At 39.6% G+C, this 6,265-nt stretch carries 8 protein-coding genes; 4 read left to right on the top strand and 4 right to left on the bottom strand.

Going from position 1 to position 6,265, the window contains the following annotated elements:
- Positions 1-181: 181 nt before the first annotated feature.
- A complete protein-coding gene (locus B2Y23_RS07445; protein WP_291369965.1) occupies positions 182-1,345 on the bottom strand; it encodes a zinc-dependent alcohol dehydrogenase in 1,164 nt (387 codons plus the stop codon).
- Between the two features lie 758 nt (positions 1,346-2,103).
- Entirely contained in the window at positions 2,104-2,553 is a 450-nt protein-coding gene (locus B2Y23_RS07440; RefSeq protein WP_291354581.1) for a GNAT family N-acetyltransferase, read from the bottom strand.
- A 136-nt stretch (positions 2,554-2,689) separates the two neighbouring features.
- Between B2Y23_RS07440 and B2Y23_RS07435 the strand changes: the two genes are divergently transcribed.
- From B2Y23_RS07435 to B2Y23_RS07425, 3 genes are read left to right on the top strand one after another with little or no spacing between them, the layout of a single operon-like run.
- Complete coding sequence (locus B2Y23_RS07435) at positions 2,690-3,694, top strand: adenosine kinase (RefSeq protein WP_291354580.1); 1,005 nt, start codon at positions 2,690-2,692, stop codon at positions 3,692-3,694.
- A 14-nt stretch (positions 3,695-3,708) separates the two neighbouring features.
- The gene (locus tag B2Y23_RS07430; RefSeq protein WP_291354643.1) at positions 3,709-4,020 is read left to right on the top strand and encodes a Rieske (2Fe-2S) protein; all 312 of its coding nucleotides are present in this window, start codon (positions 3,709-3,711) and stop codon (positions 4,018-4,020) included.
- Between the two features lie 18 nt (positions 4,021-4,038).
- Positions 4,039-4,656: an OB-fold-containig protein gene (locus B2Y23_RS07425; RefSeq protein ID WP_291354579.1), complete on the top strand. Its 618-nt coding sequence runs from the start codon at positions 4,039-4,041 to the stop codon at positions 4,654-4,656.
- 78 nt (positions 4,657-4,734) lie between these two features.
- On the opposite strand, the gene B2Y23_RS07420 is transcribed toward B2Y23_RS07425, so the two are convergent.
- Positions 4,735-5,394: a YidB family protein gene (locus tag B2Y23_RS07420; RefSeq protein ID WP_291354578.1), complete on the bottom strand. Its 660-nt coding sequence runs from the start codon at positions 5,392-5,394 to the stop codon at positions 4,735-4,737.
- A 97-nt stretch (positions 5,395-5,491) separates the two neighbouring features.
- A complete protein-coding gene (locus B2Y23_RS07415; RefSeq protein ID WP_291354577.1) occupies positions 5,492-5,962 on the bottom strand; it encodes a DUF6231 family protein in 471 nt (156 codons plus the stop codon).
- 34 nt (positions 5,963-5,996) lie between these two features.
- Between B2Y23_RS07415 and B2Y23_RS07410 the strand changes: the two genes are divergently transcribed.
- Positions 5,997-6,265: DUF2797 domain-containing protein (locus tag B2Y23_RS07410; protein ID WP_291369963.1), on the top strand; the 269-nt coding region annotated here is incomplete at its 3' end.

Here is a 6,265-nt window from a genome sequence, read left to right as displayed (position 1 = left end):
AACAGATTTACGGAATTAGGTCGACCACTTACCCAAGTTACGCCTTAAATTTGGCTCAATTAGGGGCGCTTTGCATTTCAAATCTTTGTGCAACAAAGCCCTTAAAAACAAGAAAAAGAGGATTGATAAAATGATGATAAAAAATAAAAAAGCGCCTGATGGCGCTTTCCTTTAATCATATTTATGGCGTCAGAATTACTTTACGACAGTCTTCTTCTTTTTTATCAAAAATACGGTAACCTTCCGCAGCATCTTCCAGTTTCATGCGATGGGTAATAATCAGATCTGGAGACAGATCTCCATTTTCGATATGTTCTAGCAACTGCGGCAAGTAATTATGCACATGAGTTTGTCCCATTTTAAAGGTTAAACCTTTGTCAAAGGCATCACCAAACAGGAAGCCATGAATTGGGCCAGCATATACACCTGGCACACTCACCACGCCACCACGGCGTACTGCCGCAATACATTGACGTAGGGCAAAGCCACTCGAACCTTCAATTTTTAGGTTGGTCATCACAGTTTCAAGTAGCCTGCCTTTGGCCTCGAAACCAATCGCATCAATGACGGCATCAACACCACGATGACCGGCAGTATTCTGAATAATATATTCAGCTGCATCGACTTCATCAAAATTCACTGGAATTGCACCATAAGTCTGATGGGCGAAACGCAGGCGGTAAGAGTGGTGATCGACTATAAAGATTTGCTCTGCGCCCAGCATACGTGCACAGGCAGCCGACAGTAAACCAACCGGGCCAGCACCATATATCGCAACACTGGAACCGCGAGTGACCTGGGCATTGGTTACAGCCTGCCATGCAGTAGGCAAGATATCGGTCAGGAACAGGACTTTTTCATCCGGTAATGACCCCGTTACTTTAAATGGGCCTACATTACCTTTAGGTACACGGACATATTCCGCCTGTCCACCTGGTACACCGCCATATAAATGGCTATAACCAAACAGAGCTGCACCTGGTGGAATCTGTTTTTTATTGATAATTGCACCACGGCCAGTATTGGTATTTTCACAGGCAGCCATCAGTTCATGTTCACAGAAAAAGCAGTGACCACATGCAATCACGAAAGGAATAATTACCCGGTCGCCTTTTTTCACTTCTGTAACTTCAGGACCGACTTCTTCTACAATTCCCATAAACTCATGACCGAAGATATCGCCTTCTTCAGTTGCTGGAATTTTACCTCGATACAGATGCAAATCTGAACCACAAATCGCCGTTGCAGTGACCCGCAAAATAACATCATCCGGTTCCTGAATGACAGGATCAGGAACAGACTCTACTCGGACATCGTGTGAACCATGATATGTAAGTGCGCGCATTTTTATCCCTCTCAGCTTTATTTTTTAGATCGACTTAGAAATGGTGATGATTTGTTTTAGATCTTTGTGCTTAATCAGTCTGATCTATATTGAAAGGCATAAAGCCTGAGGTATGTATAAAAAAGGAGTTTTTACTATTCAAAAATGTGAAAAAAATACGATTTAAGTTATGAAATGTAAGCTCTCAGTTTTTTTGCAAATGTAATGTAATTCTTAAAATAATTTTCAGATTTTTGGGAAATCATTTTTGACTGAGTTCCCATTAAAAACTCCCTAATCTATTTAAATCTCCAGCCTAGGGTTTTGCTTGTGTTGTACTTACCATAAAAATGAATGATCTCTTAACTTCGAAAATATTTGCTTTTGTTGAGCGCTTTAAAATTTTCTATTTTTTAGGCGGTTGAGTCTTATTATGTGATTTTAATAACCATCATATCTTTATCAACATATTATTATAAACTTAAACATTTAATTAAATGAGGCTTATTTAAAAGAATCAGAGAGTTCTCGACAGAATCCATATATCTGCATGCGGTTGGCTTAAAACACCATGATTCACATTCATATAAAATCCAAGTTCAATATTTAGCCAATCTCAGAAGCAGATCAGGTCCAAACTTGGCAGTAAGGACCTGACTGTTCCGGAATGGGCGGTGCTTCTGCAATCACACATCCCTAAAACTTAAAACCGAGGTTCTATCATTTATGATGCTGCGGTGCCAATTCAAATCTCAGCTGCCTCATGAACCGGATCAAAACTAGATTAAATATTTGAAATAACTATAATTTGGATGGTTTTCCACAAAGACGTAATTTTGTTTCTGATAAAAACTAGCCGCAGATTTCGTGTCTGTATTCAGGCAAAGTGCAGAAAAATTTGCACGGGCATTTTTTTCCAGATGTTGTAACAGCTGTTTACCCACCCCATGCTTGCGGTATTTCGGCAAGACATAAAAACGACGTACCCGACCAATTCGCGTATCAATTTCATTTTCATTCCATTGCTGGTTTAAACCGCCACAGGCAATCAGCTTTTCATCATCATAAACAAAAAGAAGAAACTCTCCCGGTTGATCGAACCGGTTTTTTCCACTTTCATATTCTTCAATCAATCGATCAACAAACTGAAATCCTTCTCGCTGTGCCTGCTTGGCTAATTCCTTGATTTGTTCAGGTAATTGTTCAGCTTTATCAATCGTGATATTCATCTAACCTTCCTTATTCTGCCCTGTATTGCATTTTGAACGAATAAATTGACTATATATTGAATTTTATTCATCAATCTACAGCAATCATGAGCATTGGTGTAAACTTAGCGTTTTAATTTAAATGTGAATGAAAGACATGACAACTGTTGATCTTTTTGCAATTGGTAATGCATTAATCGACCAAGAATTTAAAGTCTCTGACGATTTCCTAATTCAACAAAATTTGCAAAAAGGCACTATGCAGTTGACTGATGGTGAAACACAAGCAAATTTATATAATAATTTAAAAGAAACGCAAGTATACAAAGGTCAAGCATCGGGTGGATCTGCTGCAAATACCACCGTTGCCTTTAGTGCCTTAGGTAGTAAAGCCTTTTACGGATGCCGTGTTGGTAATGATGAACTGGGTCGTATTTATCTGAAAGGTTTAAATGAAGCCGGTATTCTCACTGCCGAGCAATCGGTTAGTGAAGGTGTAACAGGAACTTGTATGGTCCTGGTGAGCCCGGATTCTGAACGCACCATGCAAACTTATCTGGGTAGTACCGCTGATCTGAGTGAGGCGCAAATCAATTTTGAACCTTTAAAAACAGCAAAATGGTTGTATATTGAAGGCTATTTATCGACCAGCGATACTGCAAGAAAAGCAGTGAAACAGGCCCGTGAAATTGCAAAAGCGCATGGGGTAAAAATTGCTTTGACCCTGTCTGACCCAGCCATGGTGCAATATGCGCGTCAAGGTTTAGATGAACTTTTGGATGATGGCGTTGATTTATTGCTTTGTAATTATCATGAAGCTTTAATGTATACCGAGACCGATTCCATTGAAGCGGCATTGGCTAAATTACAGTTAAAAAGCAAATACACTGTCATTACATTATCTGCCGAAGGGGCTTTGATTTCCGATTCGGAACAAACCTTAAAAGTTCCAGGTCGTAAAGTAACTGCGGTAGATGCCAATGGTGCCGGTGATGCCTTTGCAGGTGCGTTCCTGTATGCATTAAATGCAGGTTTAAGCCTTAAACTGGCTGCTGAATTGTCAATTTTGATTTCAAGTGAAGTCGTTTCACAGTTTGGCCCACGTCTAAGTGTTGAAAATTATGCAAAATTATTAAACAACTTCCAGAAGGAATGCGCCTAATGATTAAAATTGCCATGACGGAAGATATTCCTGAACGTGAAGCACGTTCTTACGAAACGCCGAATGGTGACACTATTTTCATTACTCAGCGTGACGGTTCATTCTACGCTTATCAGAATCTCTGCCCACACTTACAGGTTGAGCTGGAATTTTTGGAAAACCAGTTTTTAGATCGTGATCAGGAATATATTGAATGTTCAACTCATGGAGCGCTGTTTCTGGTTGAAACTGGCGAATGTATTTCTGGTCCTTGCCAAGGTCAATCACTTGAAAAAGTTGAGATTAATGTGCATTCTGATGGTGGAATTTACCTGAAAGAAGAATAACCCCCTATGGAATCTGCCATGCTTGAGTTTCTGCTGAATTATAACTTGATGCCTTTTCATCTAAGTTTACTGGCTCTGATTTTACTCAGCATGGTAGAAACCATCGGCTATTACTTTAATATTCGCCCGACTGAGTTTCTCAAAACCCTTTCTCCAAAGAAACTTACCGACTCACCACTGCTCAACGTCAAGTTCTCCAAAACACTGATTGTGGTGTTTTTACTGATGAACTTCAGTTTTTCAGGCTATTTTCTGCAACTGTGCGTATTTGCACAGCAGCAACAATTTCTGCCTGCTTATTATCTGATTATCCCGGCACTGATTATTGCGGTGTTTTTCACTGTATTTATGATTCATTGCCTGGATCAGGTCATCAAACCTACCTTGACCAAGCAACAGGTCAGCCTGTTAGGACGCCTGGCGACCATTTCTAGTGGCAATGCCCGTCCTGGGTTTTCCGCACAAGCACGGGTAAGAGACAGTTTTGGACAATTACATTATGTCCAGGTCGAGCCTGAATTTGGTGAACTGGAATTTCAGTCGCAAATCATTTTAATTCGCCTTAAAAAATCCCACTATATTGCTAAAAAAATTTCCAAAACCAATACTTTATTTAGCATGGAAAATCATCAGTAATATTTAATTCTAATTCACCGCTTTATTCATGAGGATAAAAAACCAGCTGAGTCATTCACTCAACTGGTTTTAAAAATTTTAGCGTTTCAGAAAACCAGTCACTAGGTTCATCACCTGTTGAATATCGGCATTGGCTTCCTGCTTATTAGTTTGTTCACCTTGTGGCGTAAGTGAATCAATAATTTGAGGTAAGACTTTGGAAATCGCCCCATAAATATCCTGTTTGGGTACCTGGGTTTCTTGTGCTACCTGATCTACGTCCTGATCATCAAATAATAGCTGTAGTTGCTGGTTATCCACGGGCGCATTTTCACCCGGTCCTGTAGAGACCCAGTCATCTACCTGCCTATTCAGACCTATACTCTTTAATTTATCCAAGGCACCTTGAATACCACCCTGCTTCTGAATCCAAGCCAAAATCAAGGGAAGCACGGCAATTAATAAAGTTTTGGTATTACTTGATCCGACATTACTGCGTTGCTGGGTTTGCTGTTGATGCTGATTCTGCTGTTGATTCTGTTGGCCACTTAAATGCCCCAGTACGGAGCCAAGAATTCCACCTAATCCACCTTGTGGTCTTTGCTGGTTGTGTTGTTGGCTTTGTTGAGTAATATTGCCACTCATCTGGCCAAACACTGAACCTAAAATATCACCTAAACCACCCTGTTGTGACTGTTGCTGCTTTCCACCTAAAGCCTGTTTAGCCAGTATTTCGACGATATTGCTAAGATTAGTCATCGCATTATCCTTTTATGAGCTTCCTTAAAGAATACGATGCTTTTAAAGTAATGAATAAATACCGAGTGTTAAAATTTGCAATGACAACAAACAATTATTACCAGCGAAATTTATTCCAGTTTTCAGGATTTGCCCAAAATTTGGAATTAAACCAGTCAGGCACATGTTTATAAGTTAAAATATTAAATTGCCATAGGGCGAAATCACTATCATGTCGGGTTTTATCAATGAGCTGGGTAAATCCCAAAGAGCGCAATAATTTTTCATCTTGTAGCTGACTCACCACCACAATTTTTTTTGCCATCAGGTCACGCAGTTTGACCAACAGCTGTATTTTTTCAGACTCTGAAATTTGACTGAACTCCTGAGAATCCAGTACCACAAAACCCAGGTCATATCGCTGGGTAAAAGGCAGACTTAAAAACTCAGTTACGTTAAAATAGTGCCATTGAATTGATTGATTATTGTTGTATTGAGTAAGATTTTGACCAATACACAATGCAGTTTGAATAGGCTGTTCCTTGGATAAATCGTCTAGCATTGACGTGATGACATTTTGTTCAGCCATAACTGCATCCTTATTATTGAAGAGAGTATTCTGTATGGAACTACAAGGCATTTGCCATAAAATGCATGCAGGTCTAAAGGACCTTAGTGTAACTGATCAACATACACACAAGGCAAATGTTGAATATAAATTTATTCTAGATCGTTCAGAAGTTGATCTGCCATTCAATTTGGGGCAAGAAATTGAGATTGAATGGACAGGTAATATCTATTGCGTATCTTGTGGTACCAAAACCAATAAATCCTTTGCGCAGGGTCACTGCTTTAAATGTTTCAAAACCCAAGCATCCTGTGACATGTGTAT

The organism is Acinetobacter sp. UBA5934 (assembly GCF_002430855.1).
GTDB lineage: Bacteria > Pseudomonadota > Gammaproteobacteria > Pseudomonadales > Moraxellaceae > Acinetobacter.
The sequence above is the reverse complement of the archived record's forward strand: the minus strand, read 5'-3'. Positions and strand labels throughout refer to the sequence as shown.